This window comes from Methylophilus sp. E2MeOHC9 (assembly GCF_058744375.1).
This window is the reverse complement of the sequence record NZ_CP196024.1, coordinates 2,347,163-2,372,128: the sequence shown is the minus strand read 5'-3', so window position 1 is coordinate 2,372,128 and position 24,966 is coordinate 2,347,163. Positions and strand designations below refer to the sequence as shown.

At 46.9% G+C, this 24,966-nt stretch carries 28 protein-coding genes, 1 tRNA gene and 1 other RNA gene; 15 read left to right on the top strand and 15 right to left on the bottom strand.

Annotated features, from left to right (window positions below; genetic code table 11):
* Positions 1 to 31: 31 nt before the first annotated feature.
* The 3 genes from ACSSVF_RS11470 to ACSSVF_RS11460 all read left to right on the top strand — a co-directional run bounded on the left by ACSSVF_RS11470 (position 32) and on the right by ACSSVF_RS11460 (position 4,751).
* A complete protein-coding gene (locus ACSSVF_RS11470) occupies positions 32 to 3,241 on the top strand; it encodes a response regulator (protein WP_442586417.1) in 3,210 nt (1,069 codons plus the stop codon).
* Positions 3,242 to 3,249: 8 nt separating this feature from the next.
* Positions 3,250 to 3,609, top strand: coding sequence for a response regulator (locus ACSSVF_RS11465; protein WP_442586418.1), 360 nt, complete (start codon positions 3,250 to 3,252; stop codon positions 3,607 to 3,609).
* A gap of 65 nt (positions 3,610 to 3,674) precedes the next feature.
* Entirely contained in the window at positions 3,675 to 4,751 is a 1,077-nt protein-coding gene (locus ACSSVF_RS11460; protein WP_442586419.1) for a response regulator, read from the top strand.
* Positions 4,752 to 4,809: 58 nt separating this feature from the next.
* On the opposite strand, the gene ACSSVF_RS11455 is transcribed toward ACSSVF_RS11460, so the two are convergent.
* The 9 genes from ACSSVF_RS11455 to ACSSVF_RS11415 all read right to left on the bottom strand — a co-directional run bounded on the left by ACSSVF_RS11455 (position 4,810) and on the right by ACSSVF_RS11415 (position 10,811).
* Positions 4,810 to 5,205: a hypothetical protein gene (locus ACSSVF_RS11455; RefSeq protein ID WP_442586420.1), complete on the bottom strand. Its 396-nt coding sequence runs from the start codon at positions 5,203 to 5,205 to the stop codon at positions 4,810 to 4,812.
* Positions 5,206 to 5,840: 635 nt separating this feature from the next.
* Positions 5,841 to 7,049: a zonular occludens toxin family protein gene (locus ACSSVF_RS11450; RefSeq protein WP_492403594.1), complete on the bottom strand. Its 1,209-nt coding sequence runs from the start codon at positions 7,047 to 7,049 to the stop codon at positions 5,841 to 5,843.
* A complete protein-coding gene (locus ACSSVF_RS11445) occupies positions 7,046 to 7,318 on the bottom strand; it encodes a DUF2523 family protein (RefSeq protein ID WP_492403592.1) in 273 nt (90 codons plus the stop codon). The genes ACSSVF_RS11450 and ACSSVF_RS11445 overlap by 4 nt, the downstream gene beginning before the upstream one ends.
* On the bottom strand, positions 7,315 to 8,622 hold the full coding sequence (locus tag ACSSVF_RS11440) for a virulence factor TspB C-terminal domain-related protein (RefSeq protein ID WP_492403590.1): 1,308 nt from the start codon (positions 8,620 to 8,622) through the stop codon (positions 7,315 to 7,317). Before ACSSVF_RS11440 ends, ACSSVF_RS11445 begins: the two co-directional genes overlap by 4 nt.
* Before the next feature lie 73 nt (positions 8,623 to 8,695).
* A complete protein-coding gene (locus ACSSVF_RS11435; protein ID WP_492403589.1) occupies positions 8,696 to 9,028 on the bottom strand; it encodes a hypothetical protein in 333 nt (110 codons plus the stop codon).
* On the bottom strand, positions 9,028 to 9,207 hold the full coding sequence (locus ACSSVF_RS11430) for a hypothetical protein (RefSeq protein WP_492403588.1): 180 nt from the start codon (positions 9,205 to 9,207) through the stop codon (positions 9,028 to 9,030). The genes ACSSVF_RS11435 and ACSSVF_RS11430 overlap by 1 nt, the downstream gene beginning before the upstream one ends.
* A 56-nt stretch (positions 9,208 to 9,263) precedes the next feature.
* Positions 9,264 to 9,449, bottom strand: a complete 186-nt coding sequence (locus ACSSVF_RS11425) for a major capsid protein (RefSeq protein ID WP_492403586.1) — start codon at positions 9,447 to 9,449, stop codon at positions 9,264 to 9,266.
* 75 nt (positions 9,450 to 9,524) lie between these two features.
* A complete protein-coding gene (locus ACSSVF_RS11420) occupies positions 9,525 to 10,472 on the bottom strand; it encodes a rolling circle replication-associated protein (RefSeq protein WP_492403584.1) in 948 nt (315 codons plus the stop codon).
* 75 nt (positions 10,473 to 10,547) lie between these two features.
* Positions 10,548 to 10,811: a hypothetical protein gene (locus ACSSVF_RS11415; protein WP_492403582.1), complete on the bottom strand. Its 264-nt coding sequence runs from the start codon at positions 10,809 to 10,811 to the stop codon at positions 10,548 to 10,550.
* A gap of 165 nt (positions 10,812 to 10,976) precedes the next feature.
* On the opposite strand from ACSSVF_RS11415, the gene ACSSVF_RS11410 reads away from it, so the two are divergent.
* Positions 10,977 to 11,270 carry a hypothetical protein gene (locus ACSSVF_RS11410; RefSeq protein ID WP_492403580.1) on the top strand — a complete coding sequence of 98 codons (294 nt, stop codon included), beginning with the start codon at positions 10,977 to 10,979 and terminating at the stop codon, positions 11,268 to 11,270.
* A 45-nt stretch (positions 11,271 to 11,315) separates the two neighbouring features.
* Here ACSSVF_RS11410 and ACSSVF_RS11405 read toward each other — a convergent pair whose 3' ends face one another.
* Positions 11,316 to 12,134, bottom strand: a complete 819-nt coding sequence (locus ACSSVF_RS11405; RefSeq protein ID WP_492406352.1) for a DNA-binding protein — start codon at positions 12,132 to 12,134, stop codon at positions 11,316 to 11,318.
* 341 nt (positions 12,135 to 12,475) lie between these two features.
* Here ACSSVF_RS11405 and ACSSVF_RS11400 point away from each other — a divergent pair, with 341 nt between their 5' ends.
* Positions 12,476 to 12,862: a hypothetical protein gene (locus ACSSVF_RS11400; protein WP_492403578.1), complete on the top strand. Its 387-nt coding sequence runs from the start codon at positions 12,476 to 12,478 to the stop codon at positions 12,860 to 12,862.
* A 101-nt stretch (positions 12,863 to 12,963) separates the two neighbouring features.
* Here the strand turns inward: ACSSVF_RS11400 and ssrA are convergent.
* Positions 12,964 to 13,329: a transfer-messenger RNA gene (gene ssrA, locus ACSSVF_RS11395) on the bottom strand.
* 81 nt (positions 13,330 to 13,410) lie between these two features.
* Here ssrA and ACSSVF_RS11390 point away from each other — a divergent pair.
* Together ACSSVF_RS11390 and aroA are read left to right on the top strand one after the other, a co-directional pair.
* A complete protein-coding gene (locus ACSSVF_RS11390; RefSeq protein WP_492403576.1) occupies positions 13,411 to 14,280 on the top strand; it encodes a prephenate dehydrogenase in 870 nt (289 codons plus the stop codon).
* A gap of 14 nt (positions 14,281 to 14,294) precedes the next feature.
* Positions 14,295 to 15,575, top strand: coding sequence for a 3-phosphoshikimate 1-carboxyvinyltransferase (gene aroA / locus ACSSVF_RS11385; protein ID WP_492403575.1), 1,281 nt, complete (start codon positions 14,295 to 14,297; stop codon positions 15,573 to 15,575).
* Here the strand turns inward: aroA and ACSSVF_RS11380 are convergent, their stop codons facing one another.
* Positions 15,576 to 15,797 (bottom strand): DUF2061 domain-containing protein, encoded by a 222-nt coding sequence (locus tag ACSSVF_RS11380; protein ID WP_442586448.1) that lies wholly within the window; start codon positions 15,795 to 15,797, stop codon positions 15,576 to 15,578.
* An 89-nt stretch (positions 15,798 to 15,886) separates the two neighbouring features.
* Between ACSSVF_RS11380 and cmk the strand changes: the two genes are divergently transcribed.
* From cmk to ACSSVF_RS11350, 6 genes are all read left to right on the top strand, one after another.
* Positions 15,887 to 16,564 carry a (d)CMP kinase gene (gene cmk, locus ACSSVF_RS11375; RefSeq protein ID WP_492403574.1) on the top strand — a complete coding sequence of 226 codons (678 nt, stop codon included), beginning with the start codon at positions 15,887 to 15,889 and terminating at the stop codon, positions 16,562 to 16,564.
* Between the two features lie 179 nt (positions 16,565 to 16,743).
* A complete protein-coding gene (rpsA, locus tag ACSSVF_RS11370; protein WP_379055711.1) occupies positions 16,744 to 18,240 on the top strand; it encodes a 30S ribosomal protein S1 in 1,497 nt (498 codons plus the stop codon).
* Between the two features lie 15 nt (positions 18,241 to 18,255).
* Positions 18,256 to 18,540, top strand: a complete 285-nt coding sequence (locus tag ACSSVF_RS11365) for an integration host factor subunit beta (RefSeq protein ID WP_379029822.1) — start codon at positions 18,256 to 18,258, stop codon at positions 18,538 to 18,540.
* 170 nt (positions 18,541 to 18,710) lie between these two features.
* On the top strand, positions 18,711 to 19,937 hold the full coding sequence (lapB, locus tag ACSSVF_RS11360; RefSeq protein ID WP_492403572.1) for a lipopolysaccharide assembly protein LapB: 1,227 nt from the start codon (positions 18,711 to 18,713) through the stop codon (positions 19,935 to 19,937).
* 32 nt (positions 19,938 to 19,969) lie between these two features.
* The gene (gene pyrF / locus ACSSVF_RS11355) at positions 19,970 to 20,665 is read left to right on the top strand and encodes an orotidine-5'-phosphate decarboxylase (RefSeq protein WP_492403570.1); all 696 of its coding nucleotides are present in this window, start codon (positions 19,970 to 19,972) and stop codon (positions 20,663 to 20,665) included.
* 111 nt (positions 20,666 to 20,776) lie between these two features.
* Positions 20,777 to 21,091, top strand: a complete 315-nt coding sequence (locus tag ACSSVF_RS11350) for a ComEA family DNA-binding protein (RefSeq protein WP_492403569.1) — start codon at positions 20,777 to 20,779, stop codon at positions 21,089 to 21,091.
* A 162-nt stretch (positions 21,092 to 21,253) separates the two neighbouring features.
* Here ACSSVF_RS11350 and ACSSVF_RS11345 read toward each other — a convergent pair whose 3' ends face one another.
* Together ACSSVF_RS11345 and ACSSVF_RS11340 are read right to left on the bottom strand one after the other, a co-directional pair.
* Positions 21,254 to 21,508, bottom strand: a complete 255-nt coding sequence (locus ACSSVF_RS11345; protein WP_442586453.1) for a hypothetical protein — start codon at positions 21,506 to 21,508, stop codon at positions 21,254 to 21,256.
* A gap of 194 nt (positions 21,509 to 21,702) precedes the next feature.
* Positions 21,703 to 21,858: a PEP-CTERM sorting domain-containing protein gene (locus tag ACSSVF_RS11340; RefSeq protein WP_492403567.1), complete on the bottom strand. Its 156-nt coding sequence runs from the start codon at positions 21,856 to 21,858 to the stop codon at positions 21,703 to 21,705.
* Between the two features lie 178 nt (positions 21,859 to 22,036).
* Here ACSSVF_RS11340 and ACSSVF_RS11335 point away from each other — a divergent pair, with 178 nt between their 5' ends.
* On the top strand, positions 22,037 to 22,420 hold the full coding sequence (locus tag ACSSVF_RS11335) for a DUF6232 family protein (RefSeq protein ID WP_492403566.1): 384 nt from the start codon (positions 22,037 to 22,039) through the stop codon (positions 22,418 to 22,420).
* Between the two features lie 497 nt (positions 22,421 to 22,917).
* Here ACSSVF_RS11335 and ACSSVF_RS11330 read toward each other — a convergent pair.
* Positions 22,918 to 23,007, bottom strand: a tRNA-Ser gene (locus ACSSVF_RS11330).
* A 348-nt stretch (positions 23,008 to 23,355) separates the two neighbouring features.
* Here ACSSVF_RS11330 and exaC point away from each other — a divergent pair.
* Positions 23,356 to 24,876, top strand: coding sequence for an acetaldehyde dehydrogenase ExaC (exaC, locus tag ACSSVF_RS11325; protein WP_492403564.1), 1,521 nt, complete (start codon positions 23,356 to 23,358; stop codon positions 24,874 to 24,876).
* Positions 24,877 to 24,966: the final 90 nt, after the last annotated feature.

Here is a 24,966-nt window from a genome sequence, read left to right as displayed (position 1 = left end):
ATCACAATGCTGGCTAGCAGGTTATATCGGTATGAGCTCTGAACGTACAGAGCGCTGGGCGCTGGAATCCATCATTATTTATGGATTCATCAGTTTTTTTGCGCTGTTGGTGATCGTAGGCATTACCAGCATTATCTACCTGCAGCGTTTTTCTGAGACTAATCGCTGGGTCACCCACACCAACGAAGTCATTTCAAAACTGGATAGAGGCCTGGCACTCTTCAACCAGCTGGAAGTCTCGCAACGCGGATTTCTCCTCACCGGTGACAACAGTTCGATTAATCGCCGTGATATTGCTCTGGCCGACCTGCAAAAAGATATTACCGAGCTGGCCGTACTCACCAAAGATAATAGCTTCCAGCAGAAGCAGATCACCTTATTAAGAAGACTGATAGACCGGCGGCTGATCTACTTTAATCAGCTGATTGATTCTGCGCATGCAGTTTCTATCGATAAACTCAGGGATATCCTGCGCAAGGACTCCATCCGCCGCGAAGATATGCTCGAGATTCGTGGCGTATTCAGTGCCATGTCGCTCGAAGAGCAAAACCTGCTGACTGACAGGACTAAGTTAGAGCAAGACCACGCCAAAGACTTGCTGGTTCTGTTCACCTTCATGTCGGTCGCGATCCTGATCTTTTTTCCGCTACTGATATGGCGCATCCAGCGCGATCTTAAAATCCGCAAACAAGCCTCGGCTGAGCAGAAACGGCTCACTGATATTCTCGACGCATCGCCCGACCTGATCGCCAATGCCAACCTGCAAGGCGAGTATTTTTACCTGAACAGAGGCGGGCGCAAACTCCTGGGGATAGGTGAAAATGAAGACATCGCTACTCAAGCCATCTCACGTATGCGCCCGGACTGGGCAACCGACCTCATTCACAACAAAGCTATCCCTGCGGCATTGAGTACTGGCGTGTGGGGCGGGGAAACCGCTTTTATCAGCCGCACCGGCATCACTATCCCGGTTTCCCAGGTGGTCGTGGTACACAAAGATGCGAATGGCGTGCCTACGCACTTATCTACCGTGGCGCGCAATGTGAGCGATTTCAAGCAGATTGAATACGACCTGAAAAATGCGGCGATTTATGACCAGACCCACAGCGAGGTGCTCAGGTTGTTCAATGCCAATTATGACCGCGCACATATCCTGCCTAACATGCTGGAAATCCTGGCCAGGAATCATGCTTTCCCGGTTTCTGCGATTTATGGCTATGACGAATGGGGCGGTTTTTACCGCCTGGAAAGCACACATTCATCGCCTACAGATATCCTCAATGAATTCAAATTAGGCCATGGCATCATCGGTGATGCGATTCACAAAAACCAGACCCTGATACTGCGCGACGTAGAAGAGTTCCCCACGCTGACCATAGAGACAGGGCTGCTCGCTATTAAACCTGCAGCCATTATTATCTGTCCTGTCACTTACCAGGAAAAACGCCTGGCGGTACTCGTGCTGGCGGCAAGCCGCCCGGTCACAGATCGCGACCAAACCTTTATTGAGCGCTTATCGGCGCAATTAGGCGTGGCGCTACATAATATCCAGCAGTATGGCGACCTCAAGCTTCTGGCAGAGCAGTTGCATCTGCGCAGTGAAGAAATCGGCCTTAAGAACGAACAGTTACTGGAAGCAGACAAGATGAAGTCTGAATTCCTGGCGACCATGTCGCATGAACTGCGCACGCCTTTGAATGCCATTATTGGCTTTTCAGAGATCCTGCGGGATGGTTTGATTGGGCAATTGGCGGATAAACAGAAAGTGTACGTCAATGATATTTTTGAAAGCGGGCAACACCTGCTTTCATTGATTAACGATGTGCTCGACCTGTCTAAAATTGAAGCCGGCCGCATGGAGCTTGAGGGCGAGATGATAGATGTAAAAGGCTTGCTGCAAAACAGCCTTTCTATCATCAAGGAAAAAGCCTCTACCCAGCATATCAAGCTGCAGGCTGACCTGGCAGATGATCTAGGCCATGCCTGGCTGGATTCACGCAAGGTGAAACAGATCGTTTATAACCTGTTATCCAACGCGGTGAAATTTACGCCAGAGGGCGGCCAGATCACGTTGCAGGCCAGCCTGGTGCAGCGGGATAACGTACTTGAACAAACCAGGGATATCCCGCAAAGCCATTTTTCACCTATAGGCAACGCCAGCCAGTTTATCCAGATATCGATCACCGACACTGGCATAGGCATAGAAGCACAAGATATCAGCCGTCTTTTCCAGCCTTTTGTGCAGGTAGAAAGTACGCTTTCCCGGCGGTTTGAAGGTACCGGGCTAGGCTTGGCCCTGGTGCGCAAACTGGCAGAACTGCACAGTGGGGCAGTGGCAGTCACCAGCACGCCTGGCAAAGGCAGTACCTTCACCGTCTGGCTGCAACACAATACCAACTTGGGCGATACTACGTTAGCCAGCATGCAGACCGGCGAAAGCATACGCAAATTTGTGCATACGGATTCACCGCACGTATTGGTGCTGGAAGATGATGACCGCGCAGCTGATTTGATCAGGCTGCAGCTGGAATCAGACAACTGTCGTGTCACGCGTGCGGCCACTGCCGAAATAGCGCTGTCTATATTGGCCGACGGTAATCCGCCAGATTTGATCACGCTGGATATTTTGTTGCCTGGCATGGACGGCTGGCAATTTTTAACCAAACTGAAAACCGATGCCAAACTCGCGCATATCCCGGTGGTGATTCTTTCTATCATGGCCGATAGCAACCGTGGTTTATCGCTTGGCGCAGCGCAGGTATTGCAAAAACCGGTTTCTGCCGACGATTTGCAAATAGCCTTGAACAAGCTGGGCTTTACCAAACCAGGGCATAACCAGCCTGGTGCCAAGGTGCTGGTTGTCGATGATGACCCCAAAGCGGTAGAAATCATTTCTTCTTATCTAGAACACGCCAGGCACACCGTGCTGCGCGCCTATGGCGGCAATGAAGCGACGCATATCGCCAAATTACAGCAACCGGACCTGATCGTGCTGGACTTGATGATGCCGGAAATCAATGGCTTTGAAGTGGTTGAAAATTTGAAGCTGGATAAACGCACGGCGAAAATCCCTATCATTGTCGTGACGTCCAAATTCCTGACGCCTCAGGAGCATCAAGTCCTGAAAGGGCACGTGCTGGCTGTCCTGGAAAAATCTGAATTCAATCATGGCAACTTCCTCAGTGAAGTCCATCGTGCACTGGCCGGCAAGAAAAAGCGCGCGCCTAAAGAAAAAACCTAGAGGCGAAGATGGCAAAAGTACTGATCGTCGAAGACAACCCGACCAATATGAAACTCGCGCAATTGTTGCTGGAGACTTCCGGGCATGAAGTTCTGCAAGCCGTGAATGCATTGGATGGATTGGAAATTGCGCGCAGCCAGCTACCAGAAGTGATTCTGATGGATATCCAGCTACCTGGCATGGATGGCCTGACAGCCGCGCAGATACTAAAGGAAGAGGGTGAGACCAGCCATATCAAAATCATCGCGCTCACCGCATTTGCCATGAAAGGCGACGAAGAGAAAATGCGCAAAGCAGGGTGCGATGGCTATATTGCCAAACCTATCCGCTACAAAGAATTCCTGGAAACAATAGATGCCATACTTTAAAACAACACGATGTCACTTTAAAGCAGATCTACGTATAAAAATAATACTGGCGAGAGGTTGATACCATGGATATGAAAGTCACGCGCAAGACCATACTCATTGTCGATGACGAAGAGAATAACCGCACCTATCTCGATACGCTGCTGACCTCAGAAGGCTACGCTACCTTGCAAGCGCATGATGGCAAAATGGCGCTGGAACTGATTGATGAGCATCAGCCTGACCTTATCCTGCTGGACGCCATGATGCCGGTACTGAATGGCTTTGAACTGGCCGAACAGCTGAAAAGTAATGAAGCCACCAAAGTGATACCCATCATTATGATCACCGCACTGGTAGACCGAAACTCAAGAATGCGCGCCTTGCAATGTGGGGTAGAGGAGTTTGTCACCAAGCCGGTAGATAGAGCCGAACTTTGGATCCGGGTACGCAACCTGTTACGCCTGAAAGAATATAACGACTTTCTCAGCAACTATAGCCGCACGCTGGAAGTGCAAGTGGAAGAGCGGACTGAACAGTTGCTGACCAGCTACTTTGACTCCATGTTCAGCATCCTGCGAGCGGCCGAATTTCGCGACAAGGAAACCGGCGACCATATACACCGCATTGCTTTTTTCTGTAAGGAACTATCGGCTGATTTAGGCATGAGCCAGGACTTTATCGACACGATTTACCATGCCAGCCCCTTGCATGATGTAGGCAAAATAGGCATACCTGACCATATCTTGCTCAAGCCCGGTGCCCATACTCCGGATGAATGGGAAATCATGAAAACCCATGCTGCCCTGGGACACAGCATCCTGGGCCACGGAAAAAGCACCTCGCCCTTCACCATGATGGGTGCCGAAATTGCACTCAATCACCATGAGCGCTGGAATGGGACCGGCTACCCGAATGGCTTGAAAGGGGAAGCCATCCCATTATCTGCACGGATTATGGTGATTAGCGATGTATATGACGCCTTACGCAGCAAACGCCCATATAAACCGGCATTTACTCATGACCATGCATTACAGATCATCCTTAAAGGCGATGGCCGCACGCGCCCTGAACACTTTGACCCGATGATACTTGCAGCCTTCGCAAGACTAGCTGAGCGCTTCAGGGAGATCTTTGAAGAGCATGCAGACTTGCCTGATTAATAACTAAATCTTTTTAGAGCGGCAGACGCCATAAAAATAGGGCGTTTAGGCAGAAGTATTATTTATTTCTCTTGGTATCCATCACCAAGGTCGTTACGCGTTGGCTATCAATAAATACAATGCAACTTAATTCCGCCGTTCTTGGCCCAGTCGGCCTCGAGTTGCAACTGCTGGAAACGCGTTTGTCCTGATAACTGATCCCAGGCAGTTCACCAAAGCCAGTACGATCTAATTTTCCGGTGATGTGCAACACATCATCAAAATAAATGAACACCGTACTAGTCACACTTTTTCCCAGAATGCCACTCCTGAGTACTTGGTCAACTTTACCCGTGATATTCACAGGCTGTGTTAACTGACTGACACGCGCTTGCGGATGTGCAGTGATGTGACTGTGATGCGTAGTACATGCCGCTAGAAACAAGGAAGCAATGCAAACATAAACATTTTTCATCTTAAGCACCTTGTGACATGGATATGTCTAGATAGTAACTCAAATCCCAACAGGGGGAATGCGCATACGACTACTATTTACGATACACCAACAATTTAACATAATATACATTATACGAAATCGGAAGGCGTAAAGTGAGAGCCTCCTACCGCTCGAAAATCTATCGAAATTTGGGGCTCAATTTCGGACAATATCCCACGTAACGTTTTGTAGTTTTTAAAGTTAGACAGATAGCGGCAGACAGCCGCTATTTTTATTTGTGATACCCCAGATTCTGCCAACCTGAGTTTTTCTTTCTCGACACGTCTGTAATACCTTCGACGTTTAGCACCCATTCGAGCCTCAACCCTCAATACGCAATACAAACTTTTCAATTCGTCCGACCATTCGGGCAAATCTACAAACCTTTCAAAATCAAAACTCATACCGCATTTTTTCTTATTAGTTTTCTAAAACGTCCGTAATATAAATCTAGTGGCGGCCTCGGCCGCCAGACGTAGCGCCCAGCCGTCCGCGGTGCCCGCTGCCGACTTGTCGCACTGGGAAACGATAGATTGTTAATAAGTGTAATCAATTGAAGATAATTAAAGGTCGATAAAAAAGCACCTAAAAGGTGCTTTGTTTTGCAGAGAGCGTTAATACTTCGTGGCTGGCGATGGTGCACGGTAAGAATCCCAGCTTCTCGCGTCCATATCGATGCTGTCTGCATTAAGGGGCTGGCGCCCCCTAATATCCCCCGTGGGGCTGTCTGATGCCACACTAGTCACTTCAGCCTTTTGCGGGGCTTCTGGCAGGGCGCAGATGGCTACTATTTGCGCCTTCTCATACATTAGGTAAGCAGTGCATCGATTAGCAACCTTGATTGAGTAGCCTAACTCTTCCAGCTCTTTACTTGTGGCCGTAAAACCGTAGCCTTCACTTTCGAGCCTGTAGTATGTAAGTTGTCTACCTTTACCCTCAACGCGGCCAACCAAAATAAACTTGAATCCACTGTACGGGTGTACCTCGTTCGAGATATTAAAGGCAGGGTCCGGCCCCGAATAGGTTTTCGGATTATCGGTGGACCGTTGCCCTGCCATGGCGGTGCCTTGTTGTAACGCTGTACCGCCAGTTTGTCCAGGCGGATTAGGAGCCTTGCCCTTTTCGACCACTTCGACGCTTTTACTTTTTTCATCGGTTGCCTTTCCATAAATATTTGAGAATGCCTTGTAACTCATATATGCGAAAAATGAGACGGCCAGAAACAGATACACCCAGACCTGATGGAAGCGCCTAGGTTGTTTTGTATGCATCTCACTTGATTTGTAATGCTTGAATGATTCTTTAGGAGGTTTAAACGCCCTCTTTATGGCCGCGTCTAAATTGGCTTTATTGTCCGTGTCGTTATATTCGGGCCATTCATACAGACGGCGGCCAATGATTGAATCACGTATATGGATATGGCGGCCGCAGAGGTGTCTGACGTTCACGTCCACTAAGTTTGGCTTTTGGGTTAACAGGATGATGTCTAAACCAGTGTGACGGTGCGTTTCGAGTGCTGAAACGTGCGGAGGTACTTTTGTACCGGCAGCGCGTGGCCGATAGACCCTTTGCGCTTCATCAAGCACCAAATAGGAGTTGGGCGGGAATGTGAAGTAATCAAGCATTAAAGATGGGTCATCGGCATCTTGTCGCTTTTCTGTCCACTCTTCCACTGGCGGCGCTTTGAAGTGCTCTATTTTTAGATCTGGTATACCCATAACAAAAACAGGCCGCGGGTTAGCGGCCTTGTCATTCTTTAGAAGCATTTGCACCAGTAAGGCAGTTTTCCCCATGCCTGGCACACCCGTAATGATTGTGATCATAAAATGTTAAACCTCTTTACAGCCATGATTGTGGCAGCAGATGAGACACCGCCGAGTATGATGCCTATTGATTCTGGTATACCCATCATTGTCGCAATGCCGAGAATATCAGCCGTAGTGCCACCAATCGATTGATTAATCATATTGGTGAGTTGGCCTATTGCTAGGTCAAAGCCTGTCACTGTGAGAATGCCAACGCCAAGGCCAACCATTACTTTTTTAGCTATTGGTAATACAAGACCAAGAATCCATGCCGCCCAAGTCATCATGTTTGCGCCCCTTTATAACCCCAGAATAAGAACATGGCCGCTGATAGGTAAGCGAAGGCCAGCATAAAAGGTCTAAAACTGGAGGCGTACTCACACAACCATGAATAGCTAAATGTAAGTGACCGTCCAGCCACTGATAATGATTTGTCAGGAGGACACGAACCGCCGGAAGTGATATCGACGGCAGTGAAGCTGACAGTGCGGGTTTCAGTACCTATAGCATCGCCGTCAGTTGGTGTACCGAGTGACATACATTGGGGAAGGTCGGGATTATCTTCGCAAGGGTCAGCACCCTCCTCCTCTTTTTCTGATGCAGTCTTACATAGGCTGTGTGATGGGTTTTGAACACAAAACTCACCGACCGGCATGGTTTTAACCTCTTCTGTTTTTGTGCCATCTGCGTTTTGCTTTGTAGTTACTTCTTTGATGTTTTCACCGTCTTTGGTGGTTTCCTTTGTAGTAGTCGCAGTGTTGGTGCTGGCATTGCCGTTTGTTTGCGTGTTTGTAGTTGTCGTAGTTGTTTCGGTCTTGGTAGTAGTTGGCGCACCGCCGGATGATGTCTTTGGTACGCAGACGGTGACACCGTTAACAGAACCAAAGGTTTTACCCTGTTTAATACAGTCAGTTTCTGGACTTGGTTCAGGTTCTACTGGGGCTTGTGTTGGGTTTGAGTAATTAGTCGAATTGGGCTGGCCGGTACAGGTCTGACCGTTATATTTGCCGTAAGCATATCCAAAGTAACAACCATTCTTTTGGCCGACAGCCGAACCAGTCATTTGAGCCACACAACTGTCAGGCATACAAACCAGTGATGGTGCATTTGATGATGCGCAATTGATATTGATGGTCGCATCATTACCTTTTTTTGTGTTGCATACATCGACGCACACACCGTTCACTGATGTCATGCTTGCAGGGCAAGAAGAGGCCGAGCAGGTCGAGAGAGCGTAATTTGTATTTACTAGATTAAAAGTAAATCCTGCAGGGCAAGCAAACGCAGTTTGGATGCCTTGGCTATTGTTGGTTGCAGCGCCGGAAGACTTAGCAGTCATTACCAAATAGCAAGTACCAGCGGCGGTTGGACTAGCATTACTCACACTAGCGGAAACAAGGTTTTGTGAATTAGCGTAGAGAGTATCAAACCAGTTGCGACAGGCAGCATCCACTGTAGAAAATTGTGAATCAGCATTGGCAGGAGTGTAAGAGGTTAAGCCTTTTGTGTTGTACCAGAAGGTAGGCTTAACTGTTACAGCATGTACCTGGCTACATACCAATAAGAGGAAAAGCAGTAATAGACGCTTCATTTTGTGAGAGTGACAACAGGTAAAACCACAATAAGGAAGCCAGCCCAAAGATAAATGTTTGCAAGTTCATTCATTAATGTCTCACTCTTAAGTAGCGCCATAAAAAGGCTATAACAATCGCACCGGATACAGCAGAGCCAAGTTCCATCCCAGTTAAAAATTGGGCAGTTGGGTCGCTATGGTCTGTGCAGGTTGTAAAAGCAGGAAAGCTGATTGCAGCACATTGAGTAAGGCCACCAGTAGACAAAGTGTGAGTACCCATGCACCAAGAACCAGAGACTTTTTCAGGATAGAAGAAAAGGCTTGTTTCAGAGTTGACGACAAAAGCAGGCTGCATCGATTGAGCGTGCGCATCTTGTGCCATTGCTTCAGTTGCATAACAAACATCTTTTAGTTGAAAGCCCATTATTTAAGGCTTTTTTGCAAAATTTTGATTGCAAGGGAACCGATCGCCATAGTGAAAGTGATCTTTTCAAGAGGTGAAATTGTTTCTAAATAATTCGGGTTTTTTTCGATATTATCAAGAATATTGCGCAACCAACCTTGGGCAGTATCATTATTCAATTGTTTTGCAAATTCGTTCATCTGATCACCTTAAAAAAAGACGGGATTACTGATAAGTAAGCCCGTCAAGTTTTTGATTAGCCTGCCTTGCGTTTCAACCAGAACAAAACGCCCACAGTTACAGCCATACCCAAAAACGCGCCACCCAGTGCTACACCGTCAGCAGTTGCGCCTTCAATAGCAGTTGTCACACCAGTTGGCAGAGCAGCTTGTGCTTGAGCAGCAACAAGCATTAACAAGGAAACTAAACTGATTTTTTTCATGATTACACCCTTTAAATAAAGCGGCAGTAAACGACTGCCAGCGTAGTGGCCAGAAAGGCCAATTCAATTAATGGTTTAATCCACATAGGCTGAACGGAGGATATAAATGTCTTCGCCCCTATTCCATGGAATCATTTGTGTTGGATGTTGCCCTGTAATAAATTGAGCAATTTGTGATACCTCGACCATTGCGTCGATAAAGTCTTTGCCGCCAGCGTTACACGACATTAATACCTGACTGTATTGAATGGGTTTTGGAATTTCGCGAGCTTTTAAATACCTATGCTTGCCAAGCGCCGTGTCCTTTTCGAAATCCTTATCAATGTATTTTGTGAGGTAACGTACCAACTGGAAGGTGCTGTATGTCTCTGAGGTATTACCCCAGCGTTTCTGACGATATTGAACGTCGATATTGCCAAGCGAATTATCAGATGAATCATTAACAGAACCACCGAGAGCAACATACCAACAAGCACGTAAAAACTTAACATCTTGACGACCAGCAACAACACAGTGCATGTGATAAGCACCACGTTCTTGAAGCTCAGGAACAGCAACGTAAGCGTATGATTTGCGCGGGACGGTAACAAGTTGACCGTTAACAAGAATCTTTGAGCGTACAAGTCTAATAAACTCTTTAAAGTGCTTAAAGAAGGTTTCACGGTCTGTGATGTTTTCACGCGTAGTGAGCGTAAGAAGGTGGTCACCGCCAATTTGTCTAATTGCAAAATGTACTGATTGTTTAGCACGCCTGACAGCCCTAACAATATTTTCCGCATCTTTAGCAGCCCTTTCTTCTTCCGTTAATGTCTTACTGTAGGTCGTGATTTCGCCGTGAATTAAATCACTGTGCATCTTTGGAATGATGTGTTTAATACGGCTCATAGTTAGGTCGACTGTTTTGTTTAAAAAGGTCGTTATCTTTACTTTAAATTCGTAAGGACTTTCAACAGTTCTATGGCCTTTTGGGTCAAGCTCGGAATCATTGAAGTGGTCAAAATTGTCGTATATACTTGCTTCCATGTTTCGGCCTTATCAGAGAAGGTTGAAATTAGAAAAAGCCAATTGATTCCAGTCAGTTGGCTTTTTTGTTTTCTATTACGCTGCCTTTACTGGGATTAAATCCACGATTGATGGCTGCAAGCGACCGTTATCCCCTGCCCTAATTGTTATTACAGGCTCATACTTGCCGCCCTCTTTATATGTTTCGAGTTTTTCTTTTTCCCCATATACAGGGATATTTCCAGCCACTTTTGAGCCAAAATCATAAACTTGGAAGATACGACGATGCCATTCTGTACCGCGCTGGCTTTTACCAGACTCAAGAAGGCCGATTGATAAAACTTGAAGTAGATTTGACATAATTTAAGCCCTTATATAGCCCCTGTGAAATAAACAGAACCATGGGGGCAGGTGCACGGTCTGATAAATAAATATTTAGTAAGTGCAATATACTAAATAAATATTTATCTTGTCAATAAATATTTAGTAAATATAATTTGATTGTGATTTAAGAAAGGAAAAGCTATGAACGGGTATGAATTATTTGAAATGGCAAAAAACCAAGGCGGGTATCAAAGCGACTACGAGCTTTGCAAAGCTTTAGATATAGATATGCAGAAGGTAAACAACTGGAAAAAGGGTAAAAGCAACCCTAATACATTGACCAGTTTAAAACTGATGGAAAAGGCAAAATTAGATGTTACAAGCGGAATTAAATTATTAGAGGCAGGCTACGCTAGTTTGTCACTATTAGCAGTGACAGCAATGCTTTCAGGCGCTGTTATGCTGGCTTCTAGCCCTGCATTTAGCACTTGCTAATGATTATGCGAAGTGTTTTAAATTTAGAGTCTCATGTGCACATACTCATTTAAGTAATGCCTTTTTTCTTTCAATTTGCTTTAACTTGTTTGACGCGACTAATTGCTGGCGCTGCGACTCTTTTAATTGCCCTTTGATCACGCCCACATTTTCGCGTAACTCATTAACCAGTTTTTGGTTCTTGGCTGATTGGCTTTTATTGACTGCATGTTCTGTCAGCAATGCTTTTTTTAATTCAGCGATTTCAGATTCCAGCTTATATGTACGCTGCCGCTCCCTGTCGACATCCAGAAATGATTTCGCCTCCAGCTTCCTGAATCGTTCTTCTGAAAACTTCAAGGCAGCATGCAGCTTGTTCAGCTCGGTATCAAATTCATTATTGATACTCTTTAGCGAACCTTCCAAGGCTGATTTCTCATACTGCAGCGTTTTGACTGATTCTTTGTGAGTAGCTGATACCTGATGATCAATCAGGAATCTTTTTTCGCTCTCCTGCAGCTGTTTTCTAAGCATGGCCAACTCTGAAGACTGTTCAATGTTGAGCGACTCCAGCTTCCTGAGTTGCGCCTTGCAATTTTCTAACTCCAGCCTGTTACTGCTTTCCAGGCCATTGATGGCTGAGTGTTTTTCTTTGACGTTTTGCCTGGCGACCTCTAGGGCGGATTTCCATAATGTACTAAGGGCTTCGCCAGCGAATTCGCGCAAATTGTCCGGCAAACCAGAGTGCTCAATATCCACCCTGTTTTTAAGCCTGAGTTCGGACCAAAAGTTACTTACTGCCTGCGCAGGTATCGACATGGTGCCTTTGCGCACAAGCTGATAAAGCTTATTCGCGGTCGGCTGGATCCCGTATCGAAAAAACATCAGTCGGCAGACTTCTCTATATAAATCTTTTGCTTGTGGGAATTGAATGCGTAGTGTTTCTACGTCCTGGACAAGTTTTGCTTCATTGCTATGCGTAAGGTTCATGTTGTTTCTATGGCTATCAGTTTGCTTGGTTTCCTTTTGTGACAAATTTATAACGTATTTAGTTTGCAAAAAATTTCTTCCACGCGCTGAGTAAAGATTCCTATTGATACAAAAGCCCTATCGCTGATAGAGTCGTAATACATTAAGTTTATTATTTAATGTATTGATTTAAATGGGTTATTAATTTCTATCAATGTAATTTATGGTCATAATAATCATAGGAAAAGGGAAATCATATGAAAAATAAAACCATGCAAAATAAAAGCAGAGTTGAGAAAATACACACGCAACATTCACTGAATTGGAGTTTAAAAATCGGCAAATATTTAGGGACATTAAATCTGCAAAAAGCGATAAAACTAGCCAACGTAAAACCAGTGGTGTTTCATCGCTGGATATCCGGCGCGCTGGCAGCACCAGCAAACAAGCTTGAACGTATCAAGCATCATGCTTTTGCCGTCACGAGAAGGAAACCTCGAAAACAGCTTAATCAGCTCAAAATCAATGACACTGACGAACAGACTATCAGGGCGCGGTTTGTTTGGAAGCAGATGATTTTTGATCAATTGCGCATGGTGGCAAAGCGCAGGTTCTGTATTCGCTTGAAAATGCAATATCGCTGACGCGTATATTAAAAACAGACTTTTGAGGAATGGATACACGTCAAAAAACCCGCTCTTGAGCGGGTTTTTTGACGACATATACTGCATTAGTTACTTAAGATTGGTGGAGCTGGGGGGAATCGAACCCCCGTCCGCAAGCCCTCCACAGACAGTTCTACATACTTAGCTGTGTTGTTTATATTTAACCGTACACTCACCAACGAGCAAGCAAGGGTAAAGCGAGTTGCCTTGGATTTAATGCGTGATTAAGCAACCCAACCACGCACGATTCTCTCTAAATGACGCTGCTGCCGGTTACCCGGCCCGACCGAGAGACTCTTCGGGGCAGCGTTCAGCCGGTATTAAGCGGCTAAAGCGTAAGTTTCGTCGTTTGCGACTATACTTTTTCAGATGGATTTACGAGGAAACCTGAACCCTCGGTATGCCCTGCACTGCTTTGCAACCCACGTCGAAACCTGGTCAGCCCCAAAGCAAGCTTTCAATTATACGCCTGAAACCCATACTAGCCAAACTTCAGACGCACTTGTATGACATGATACAATTCCTGAATGTTCAAGAAAATTGTAATATTTGGCGTGGGATTGATTGGCGGTTCAGTCGCCTTGGCACTGAAAAAGCTGCCCAATCCGCCACAGATAATTGGCGTTGGCCGCTCAAATCAAAGCCTGCAGGAAGCATTACATTTAGGATTGATTGATGTTGCAGAAACGAATGTTGCAAGCGCGCTAGAAAATGCAGATTTAGTCCTCATCGCAGCGCCTGTTGCACAAACGCCAGCCATCCTAAAATCTATTCGTCCCCATCTTTCTGTGCACACAGTGATCACCGATGCGGGCAGCACAAAATCTGATGTCATGGCTTATGCCCAGGCCGAACTGGGTGAAAAATTTAACCAGTTTGTGGGTGGGCACCCGATCGCCGGGGCTGAAAAAAGCGGCCCAGCTGCGGCAATGTCTGATTTATATATAGGCAAAAACGTCATTCTTACACCAGCGAGTGTGACCAGCACAGAGGCTGTACAAAAAGTGACTACGCTATGGCAAAACTGCGGTGCGCTGGTGTCCAATATGCGTCCGGAAGAACATGACAGTGTATTCGCCGCAGTCAGCCATTTGCCGCATTTATTGGCATTCGCCCTGGTAGAGGATTTAGCCAAGCGTGACAATGCAGAATTACTGTTTAAATTTGCCGCCAGTGGCTTCCGTGACTTTACCCGGATTGCTGGCAGCCATCCTGAAATGTGGCGTGATATTGCTTTGGCAAATAAACAGGCCTTATTACAAGAGCTTAGTACCTATCAACAAGCGGTGAGTGAAATGACGGCATTGCTTGAAAATAATGATGATGAAGGTTTGTTTGCGTTATTTGAACATGCCAGCAACGCCCGTAATGCCTGGGCTAAATCCAAAACTCAATAGTAGACTCAATATATATGGAACAACTGCATTTAGCTGCCGCCACACAAGCCACCGGCACGATTACACTACCCGGCTCAAAAAGCATTTCCAACCGCACCTTGTTGCTGGCAGCGCTTTCTGACGGTGTGACAGTGATACGCGACTTGCTGGATTCAGATGACACTGCACGCATGCTGGAAGCGCTGCAATCGCTAGGGATTAAGCTGGAAAACATCGCTGAAAACGCCTGGCGCGTGACCGGGTGTGCTGGTAACTTTCCAAACAAGCAGGCGGACTTGTTTCTTGGCAACGCTGGCACAGCCTTCAGGCCGCTGACAGCAGCACTGGCTTTTTCAAATGGCAGTTACCATTTACATGGTGTACCGCGCATGCATGAGCGCCCGATTGGTGATTTGGTCACAGCACTTCAGCAAGCAGGGGCCGATATCAGTTATTTGGACAACGAGCACTACCCTCCCCTGCAAATCTCCCCGGCAACACTCGATGTCAGCCAGCCGATTCAAATCCGTGGTGATGTCTCCAGCCAGTTTTTGACCGCTTTGCTGATGGCATTGCCGATGACAGGCCAGGCAGCCACGATTGAAGTGGTAGGCGAGTTGATTTCCAAACCTTATATTGAAATCACGCTTAACCTGATGCAGCGCTTTGGCGTCATTGTAGAACGAGATGGCTGGCAAAGTTTTCATATTCCAGCTGCTACTGGTTACCAATCCCCAGGCGAGATTTACGTCGAAGGTGATGCCTCGAGTGCTTCATACTTTATTGCGGCAGGTATCCTGGCGGGCGATGTCACCGTGCAAGGCGTTGGTCAGCACAGTATTCAGGGCGACATTCTGTTTGCGGAAGCGGCCAAACTGATGGGTGGCCGTATCAGCTATGACGAGAATCATGTACGCGCAGAAAAAACAGGTGCACTTAAGGCGATTGACCTGGATTGCAACCATATCCCTGATGCTGCCATGACGCTGGCGGTGATGGCGGTGTTTGCGCAAGGCACAACCACCTTGCGCAATATAGCCAGCTGGCGTGTGAAAGAAACTGACCGCATTGCTGCCATGGCGACAGAATTACGCAAAGTGGGGGCAACCGTCACAGAAGCGGCTGACGCTATCGAGATTACGCCACCTACAAAGCTGATTGAAAATGCAGTGATCGATACCTATGATGACCACCGCATGGCGATGTGCTTTTCATTGATCAGCCTGGCCGGTGTGCCTGTCACGATCAATGATCCCAAATGCGTGGCTAAAACCTTCCCTGAATACTTTAAGGTATTTAGTAGTATTGCGCATTAATCAGGCAGCGTAAGCCCACTCATGTTCATCCGCCTCTTTAACGGCGGCATGACCATGCTGGTGGTGGTTCCACGCCCGCTCATGGAAATAAAATACGACAGTATTAATGGCAGGCTCAATCAGCGCCATCAGGCCACCAATCAGGATGCTGCCGGTGAGCAGGTAGGCAATGCTAAAGGCCACGCTGAAATGCAGGATAGCGAAAGAAAATGTTTTAATCATGAGGTGCTCCTTAATCGTTAGGCACATCATATAAAACCCTATTTATTCAATCCAATTCATTGTTTTTAAGTATTCGATAAGCAAAATTTATGACTGAACAACCCTTATGGCCAGTGATTGCCATTGATGGCCCTTCCGCTTCCGGTAAAGGCAGCGTTGCAGAACGTGTCGCAGCCGTATTTGGCTTTCATTACCTGGATTCCGGCGCACTCTATCGCTTGCTGGCTTATGCAGCGCACACACAATCTGTGTCATGGTCAGACGCAGCTAAACTGGCAGACATCGTCTCGGCGATGGATATCAAGTTTGAGGGCGGTGAAGCGTTTTTAAATGGTGTTCATGTCAGCCCACATATTCGCACCGAACATATGGGTAAAGGTGCTTCTGAGGTCGCAGTACATCCTGAGGTGCGCACTGCCCTGCTACAAACTCAAAGAAATTTCAGGAAAATGCCTGGGTTGGTGGGAGATGGACGCGACATAGGCTCGGTCATTTTCCCGGATGCTGCATTAAAAGTATTCCTCACCGCAGGCGTTGAGACCCGTGCCCAACGCCGCTATGATCAACTCATCCAACGCGGCGACACTGCCGATTACGATACGATTCTGGAAGATCTGAGGCAGCGCGACCTACGTGACACGCAACGCGCTTCAGCACCCCTGAAACAATTGCCGGATGCGATGTTGGTGGATACGACGAAAATGAATATCGCCCAAGCCGTCGATATGATTGTAGACGCCTTTAAAAAGACCACGGAAATTACATAAAAAACGCTTTAAGTCATTGAAGTGAATAATTTTTTTGTGTATAGTTCCAGATTCGCGTTATCTCTGGCGCCAGCTGGATGTGACATATATTAACTTTATCCGTTGCCTGCTTATCTTGAGTAGCAATGGCGCGTATAACGGCATGTGTTGTTTTACGTGTAAATTTGGACAATTTTTTAATGGCTTCTATTTCTAATTCAACCTCTTCTAACGAATCTTTTGCAGCCCTCTTCGAAGAAAGCCTGGCCCGCCAGGAAATGCGCGCTGGTGAAGTGATCACCGCCGAAGTAGTCTCTGTAGACAATGATTTCGTGATTGTTAACGCTGGCCTTAAATCCGAAAGCGTGATTAATGCCGGTGAGTTCAAAAATGCCCAGGGCGAACTTGAAGTTGCTGTAGGCGACTTCGTCAAAGTGGCGATTGAAAAGCTGGAAGATGGTTTTGGTTCTACACAACTGTCTCGCGAAAAAGCGAAGAAAATGCAAGCATGGCTGGATCTGGAAGAAGCCATGAACGAAGGCCGTGTTGTTAAAGGCTTTGTCAGCAGCCGTGTTAAAGGTGGCCTGCGCGTTTCTGTCAGCGGCATCATGGCATTCTTGCCTGGTTCACTGGTAGACATCCGCCCGGTGAAAGACACGACTCCTTACGAAAACAAAGAGTGGGACTTCAAAGTCATCAAACTGGACCGCAAGCGTAACAACATCGTTGTTTCACGCCGCGCAGTCATGGAAGACACCCTGGGTGCTGACCGTGAAGCATTGCTGGGCAGCCTGACTGAAGGTGCTGTAATCAAAGGTATCGTTAAAAACATCACTGACTACGGCGCGTTCGTGGATCTGGGTGGTATCGATGGCCTGTTGCACATCACTGACCTGGCATGGCGCCGTGTGAAGCACCCATCTGAAGTGCTGACCGTTGGTGAAGAAGTTGAAGCCAAGATCCTGAAATTCGATCAAGAGAAAAACCGTGTTTCTCTGGGCATCAAACAATTGGGCGACGACCCATGGGTGGCATTGAGCCGCCGTTACCCAGTAGGCACACGCCTGTTCGGTAAAGTGTCTAACCTGACTGACTACGGCGCGTTTGTTGAAGTAGAGCCGGGTATTGAAGGTTTGGTACACGTGTCTGAAATGGATTGGACTAACAAGAACATCCATCCGGGCAAAATCGCTCAATTGGGCGACGAAGTTGAAGTAATGATCCTGGAAATCGACGAAGACCGTCGTCGTTTGTCACTGGGTATGAAACAGTGCAAACCAAACCCATGGGATGATTTCGCTGCAACGCACGCTAAAGGCGACAAAGTATCTGGCCAAATCAAATCTATCACTGACTTTGGTGTGTTTATCGGTCTGCCAGGCGGCATTGATGGCCTGGTTCACTTGTCTGACCTGTCATGGACACAGTCTGGCGAAGAAGCGATCCGCAACTTCAAGAAAGGTGACGAGCTGCAAGCCGTTATCCTGGCAATTGATGTTGAGAAAGAGCGTATTTCTCTGGGCGTGAAGCAGCTGACTGAAGATCCAAGCGGCAACAGTGCGCCAATTGGTGACGACAAAGGCGGCAAACCAAAAGCCAAAAAAGCAAAAACAGATGATGTCCTTATCGATGAAGCTTCAGCGGGTACCACTAACCTGGGTGCTTTGTTGAAAGCTAAATTGGACAGCAAAAAATAATAAAGGCTTTAGGTCATGACTAGATCTGAACTTATCGATTTACTTGCACAGCGCTTTCCGCAATTAGTGCTGAAAGATGCCGAGTTATCTGTTAAAACCATCCTCGATGCGATGACAGAGAACCTGGCGACTGGCGAGCGTATTGAAATCCGCGGTTTTGGTAGTTTCAGTTTGAACTACCGCCCGCCTCGTTTGGGACGCAATCCTAAAACTGGCACCAAAGTACAGGTGCCAGCCAAGTATGTGCCTCATTTCAAGGCAGGTAAGGAACTGCGCGACCGCGTAGACGCTATGGAGTAAATCAGCCTTTGCTGACAAAAACGGCATCTCAATGAGATGCCGTTTTTTTTCGCCGTGCTTTGCCTGAATGGCATCGCCATCGCTTTACTAAATTCATGGCATCGCCATATTCATGCCAACACCTCAGGCGCTTAAGGTAAAATAGGCGCTATCTAAAAAAGAGACCTTGTATGCTGGTTGAATTTGAATATTGGTGGTTATTGATTTTGCCACTGTTTTTCACGCTGGGCTGGATCGCCGCCCGCGTGGATATCAAGCAGTTGATCGCAGAATCGACCTCCCTGCCCGCTACTTATTTTAAAGGCCTGAACCTGCTGATTGCGGACCAGTACCACAAAGCGGTAGATGCCTTCAGTGAAGCGCTCTACCTGAATAAGGATTCGCTTGAGTTGCATTTTGTATTGGGCAGCCTGTTCCGTCGCACCGGCGAAACTGACCGCGCTATCCACCTGCATATGAATCTGCTGGAAAACTATGAGTTGACTGAGCAACAGTCGACTTCGATTAAAGTGGAACTGGCACAGGATTACTTTAAAGCCGGATTATATGACCGCGCGGAAGAATTATTTTTAACTTTACGTCATACACGTTATGAACAGGCCGCATTACGCCATTTGCTTGAAATATATGTGAAAGAGCGGGAGTGGTCGCAAGCGATTGCCATGGCAATTGAGTTAGAAGGCTCATCCGGTATTTCTTATCGCAAAGAAGTCGCCCAATATTACTGCGAGCTGGCCGTCAACGCCATTATCCAGCAAGACTGGCAACATGCTACCGACCTGCTGGTGCAAGCCCTGGATGCAAACAAAAACTGTGTACGCGCCAATGTGCTGCTAGGCGATATGGCGGCACAGCAAGAAGATCACGCAGCGGCGATCGCCTTCTGGAAAAGAATCGAAATGCAGGATCCGGAATACCTGGGCCTGGTCGCACAAAAAATGCTGAAAAGCTACGCCGCTTTACGCGAAGGTGAGGCGACGGCCGGCAACGCATCCAAAGGCTTAAAAGAAGGCCTGGCCCAGTTGAGTCAATACCTTGAGTCCTACCAGTTAAGCAGCATGATGTCAGTGTTATACGAGGCCACGTTGCAGGCTGAGGGCGCCGATACAGCAGCCAAACTGGCGCGGAATGAACTGATACGCAAACCGAGTTTAAAATCACTGGACCAATTGCTGCAGGCTCGTGCCATGCTGGAAGATGAACAGCATGATTTACAGCTTATGCAGCAAACCGTACGTAATGCCATCGGCGACCGCGCGGCCTATTACTGTGACCAATGTGGTTTCCGCGCCAAGCAATACCACTGGCAATGCCCAGCCTGCAATGCCTGGGAGTCTCTCCCCGCCGAGCCGACTGAAGCCACCATCCGTGACATCAAGTTGCTTAAACGCAAATAATCGTTCTTTCACTGTTTTTGTACTGAGCACTCATGACTGATAGCAAAATTATTGTTGCCCTCGACTACGCCGATGCGGCCTCTGCGCAAGCACTGGTTGCTCGCCTGGACCCTGCCCTGTGCAAATTAAAAGTCGGCAAAGAACTGTTTACCGCTGCAGGCCCTGCCTTTGTCGAATCGCTTGTAAAACAGCACTATGATGTGTTTCTTGACCTGAAGTTTCATGATATCCCCAACACCGTAGCCAAGGCCTGCCAGGCCGCGGCTAATCTTGGCGTATGGATGCTGAATGTACACGCCAGTGGCGGCCTGCCTATGATGCAAGCGGCACGTGAAGGTTTGGATAAAGCATTTGGTTCAAAAGCACCTTTGCTGATTGCTGTGACTGTACTCACCAGTATGGATGAACCAACCCTGCATAGCCTGGGTATCCAGCGCTCTTTAAGTGATCACGTATTGGCACTAGCTCGCCTGACTAAAGATGCCGGGCTAAACGGAGTTGTCTGCTCCGCCCAAGAAGCTGCCATGCTCAAACAGGCACTTGGCCCAGCATTCTGCCTGGTGACCCCGGGAATTCGTCCGGCGGATGCGAGCCAGGACGACCAAACCCGGATTGTGACACCTAAGGAAGCGATGTCGCTGGGTTCTCACTATCTGGTCATTGGCCGCCCAATTACACAAGCAGCTGATCCCATTGTTGCATTAAACACAATTATTAAAAATATTTAACATTAATTAACAAATTAAAAGCAGCGGCCCGTGACAGCGGGCTCCTCACTATTAGAATAAAAGCAGGCTAACTATTGGCCTGCTTTTATTTTTTTACGATCAGGAGAAGCTATGAGATACACATTTTTAGTGACTTTAATGTTGTTACTTTCATCCCCATTTGCTTATGCCGCAGTGGATATCAATACCGCCAGCCAGGCTGAACTGGAGAGCCTGAATGGCATAGGCCCGGCAAAGGCTCAGGCTATTATTGAATACAGGAAAAAGAATGGCGGTTTCAAAACTGTAGAAGAAATAGACCAGGTACCTGGGATAGGCCAGGCAACCCTCAACAACCTGAAGAAAGATATTAGCGTAGGCGCCAAAAAAGCATCCCCGGCAGACGCTGTAAAAAGTGACAAAACAACAGAGAAAAAGAAACCATAAAACTTAAATCAATAAGGCTTCAATCGCATGTAGTCTGCAGCTTGAATGCGTTAAAACCACTTATTGAATAAAATGAAAAAACACCTCGTGAGGTGTTTTTTCATTAACTGAGTGAAATGAGTAGAGCCAGTTCAGGAGTGCTATCTACTCTAAGTGCTTTAATTATTCAGTCTCAAACTTCATCAGCACTTCTTCATCGGCCACCATATCCAGGATTTCATCACTCAACTCTTCCGTGCATTCACTGCTCCATTCAGCACCCGCTTTAGGATCTTCAGTAAACATCGGCAAGAAACTCATGTACATAAATCGACCATCCTCAAGTTTGATCGCTTGAACGTCGTCCGGATGTTCAACTAAATCCCAAGCGTCAGGAACGTCCATCTCCAGTTGTACATTGACTAATAGTTTTTTCATTTTGTGTCCTTCATTATTTGTGGTGGCTACAGAGGTAGCGGGAGTAAAACACTAGGACACTTGTACCACATTAATGCGTTAAGCCAGTGAAATTTTAAGTAGCGAGGGCGTAACCCAGAAGTACTTGTTTCTCCCAAAACAACATTGAGTGTGATTGAGGTGAGAGCTGATTCAACTATCAGGAAATCATCAGCCTACTTCTGGCGAAACACAATTACGCCGATAAGTCCCAATCCAAGCAGCATCAAACTCATGCTCTCAGGCTCTGGCACAGGTGAGTTGGTAGATGTGGCGGCATGCGCGCCAATGGAAGCAATCAAGCCGGTGAGTAAAATCAATTTATGCAACATATTACGATTCTCTTTTTATTTTTTGTTAGGGGTAACGCCAGGGATATTCTATGAGGCGCGCAAAGCAACAACAATGACCCGCTTTGGCTAAGACTAAAGGACTAGATATATTGTTATTATTGGTTAATTTATAGTAATATAATGTTAACACATCTTGATGACATTACGGAGGTGATTTATGGAAGAATCCATTTACTTTAGCTATCAAGGGATCAGCGTCAGTAATACGCGATTCATTGTCAACGGCAAGGCTATCGCCATTAAGAATGTGACTACGGTTGAATCCAAAACACTTAAACCTCCACTTAATTTTGCCAGGGTGTGCTTGTTTGGCGGCCTGGCACTTCTCTTTGGCAATGGCAACCTGCCCTACATCGGCCTCTTTTCAATGATCTATGGCGGCATGCTGTGGTTTCTGGCCACGCCCAAATACGCAGTGGTTATCCATACCCTGGCCGGAGACATTCAGGCATTCATAGGTGAGAACATCCTCGACGTTGAAAGTGTCTTAACGGCATTTAATGTCGCTATCGCCTTAAGAGGATCATCAGCGCAAGATTAAGAAATCCATTTAAGCAAACCCTCCTCCCTCTTGCACAGCCGAGAGGTTTTTTTTTGCTTGAATACGCTTAAACCTCACTAATTTCGCAGGTAAAACCCACAAGGAATAAACTCAGGAATAACTCCTATTGGCATACCGAATGATTCCTTGCATTCTAGTTAAGGGCTTATTTGCCACTAGGACAGTTTGAGATGAGGCAACTTGTTTCAAGCTGGGTAAATCAGCCCCACCCTAATTCGTCAGACTGTATGGGTATCTCCGAGTGTTTATAAGGCATCCCTTAAGGGTGCCTTTTTCTTTTGAGACTCAGCACCATAAGGCTTTATTTAAATTCATGCTGACCCCAGCTTCTTCCAGTCATCAGGCTAATGATGATTTCTCGAGAAGACTGTTTGCCAACGATTCAGAGAGCATCACGCAATCATGCTGCTAAAAAGAAAAAGCCTGCGGTCTGTCACTTATTGATTAGTCACAGAAAACAGGCTTCACTGTACTGCTGGCGGAGAGAGAGGGATTCGAACCCTCGATAGAGTTGCCCCTATGCCACCTTTCCAGGGTGGTGACTTAAACCGCTCATCCATCTCTCCGAAAGAAGGCGCGATTATAGCTGATTCCACATAACGCGCCAAATGATTTATAGCGGAACAATCAGATTGCAAAATAGCGCGATTTAACGCCAGCGCCACACGTGTAAGCGATTGAACTTTTCAGGATTAAAGCAACTAACTCAGTTATCTTATAAATCATTAGAAACACAGCAAAAACGCTTGATTTTGTGGGTTTTAAGGGTTAATGTTTATCCCGTTAATCATCTTAAAAAGCCTTATTTTAAGCGGCTTTACAGATGATTTTTCAGATTATTGAACTCACGTTCAATATGGCGGTTTGGAGAGCAGTTCTGCTATAACATCTATACAAAAAGTACAGGAGTGATTATGAGTTTGGATCTATTGAAAGCCATGGGAGTAAAAGTCCCTTACAAGGCAAAATATGACAACTTTATTGGTGGCAAGTGGGTCGCGCCAGTAAAGGGTGAGTATTTTGATGTGATTTCCCCCATTACTGGTAAGCCATATACGCAGGCTGCCCGCTCCAGTGCTGAGGATGTCGAGCTGGCGCTGGATGCCGCGCACGCAGCAGCTGATAAATGGGCGAAAACTTCTGCGGCAGAACGCTCTAATTTATTGCTGAAAATTGCAGATCGTATCGAACAGAATCTTGAACTGATCGCCACCGCTGAAACCGTCGATAACGGTAAACCTATCCGTGAAACAATGAATGCAGATATCCCACTGGCTGCCGACCATTTCAGGTATTTTGCCGGTGCGTTACGTGCGCAGGAAGGCAGCCTGAGCGAGTTGGATGAGACCACTGTGGCTTATCATTTCCATGAACCACTAGGCGTGATCGGCCAGATTATTCCCTGGAACTTCCCTATCTTGATGGCTGCCTGGAAACTGGCACCAGCCGTTGCTGCAGGTAACTGTGTCGTGATGAAACCAGCGGAATTCACGCCTATCAGCATCCTGATATTGATGGAAGTGATTGGGGACATATTACCGCCTGGTGTGATGAACATCGTGAACGGTTATGGCCGTGAAGTGGGCGCCCCGCTCTCTAACAGCAAACGTATCAATAAAATCGCCTTTACCGGCTCAACAGCCACTGGTCGTTTTATTGCCCAGGCGGCGGCCAACAACCTGATTCCGGCAACGCTGGAACTGGGCGGCAAATCGCCTAACATTTTCTTTGAAGATATCATGTCTGCCGACGATGACTTCCTCGACAAAGCGGTCGAAGGCCTGGTGCTGTTTGCGTTTAACCAGGGTGAAGTCTGTACCTGTCCATCACGTGCACTGATTCAGGAATCCATTTACGACAAATTCATGGAGCGTGTATTGCCGCGTGTCGCTGCGATCAAACAAGGCAACCCGCTGGACCCTAACACCATGATAGGTGCGCAAGCCTCACAAGACCAGATCAACAAGATCCTGTCTTACATGGATATTGGTCAACAGGAAGGTGCGCAACTGCTGTGTGGTGGCGAGCGTAATGTCCTGGGTGGTGATCTGGCAGATGGCTATTATGTGAAACCAACGTTGTTTAAAGGCCACAATAAAATGCGTATCTTCCAGGAAGAGATTTTTGGACCGGTATTGGCAGTGACTACCTTTAAAGATGAAGCAGAAGCCTTGAGCATTGCCAATGACACGATCTTTGGCCTGGGTTCTGGCGTCTGGTCACGCGATGGTAGCCGTGCTTACCGTATGGGCCGCGGTATCAAAGCTGGCCGTGTCTGGACCAACTGTTATCACGCCTACCCTGCTCACGCGGCGTTTGGTGGTTATAAAGAATCAGGCATTGGTCGCGAGACGCACAAAATGATGCTGGACCACTACCAGCAAACTAAAAACCTGCTGGTCAGCTACAGCCCGAAAAAACTGGGTTTCTTCTAAGCGCAGGGTGAATCATCACTTGATCTAAAGTAGTTTAAAAAGGGGCGAATTTTTCGCCCCTTTTTTGTCTATAAGATAAATATTGAGGAA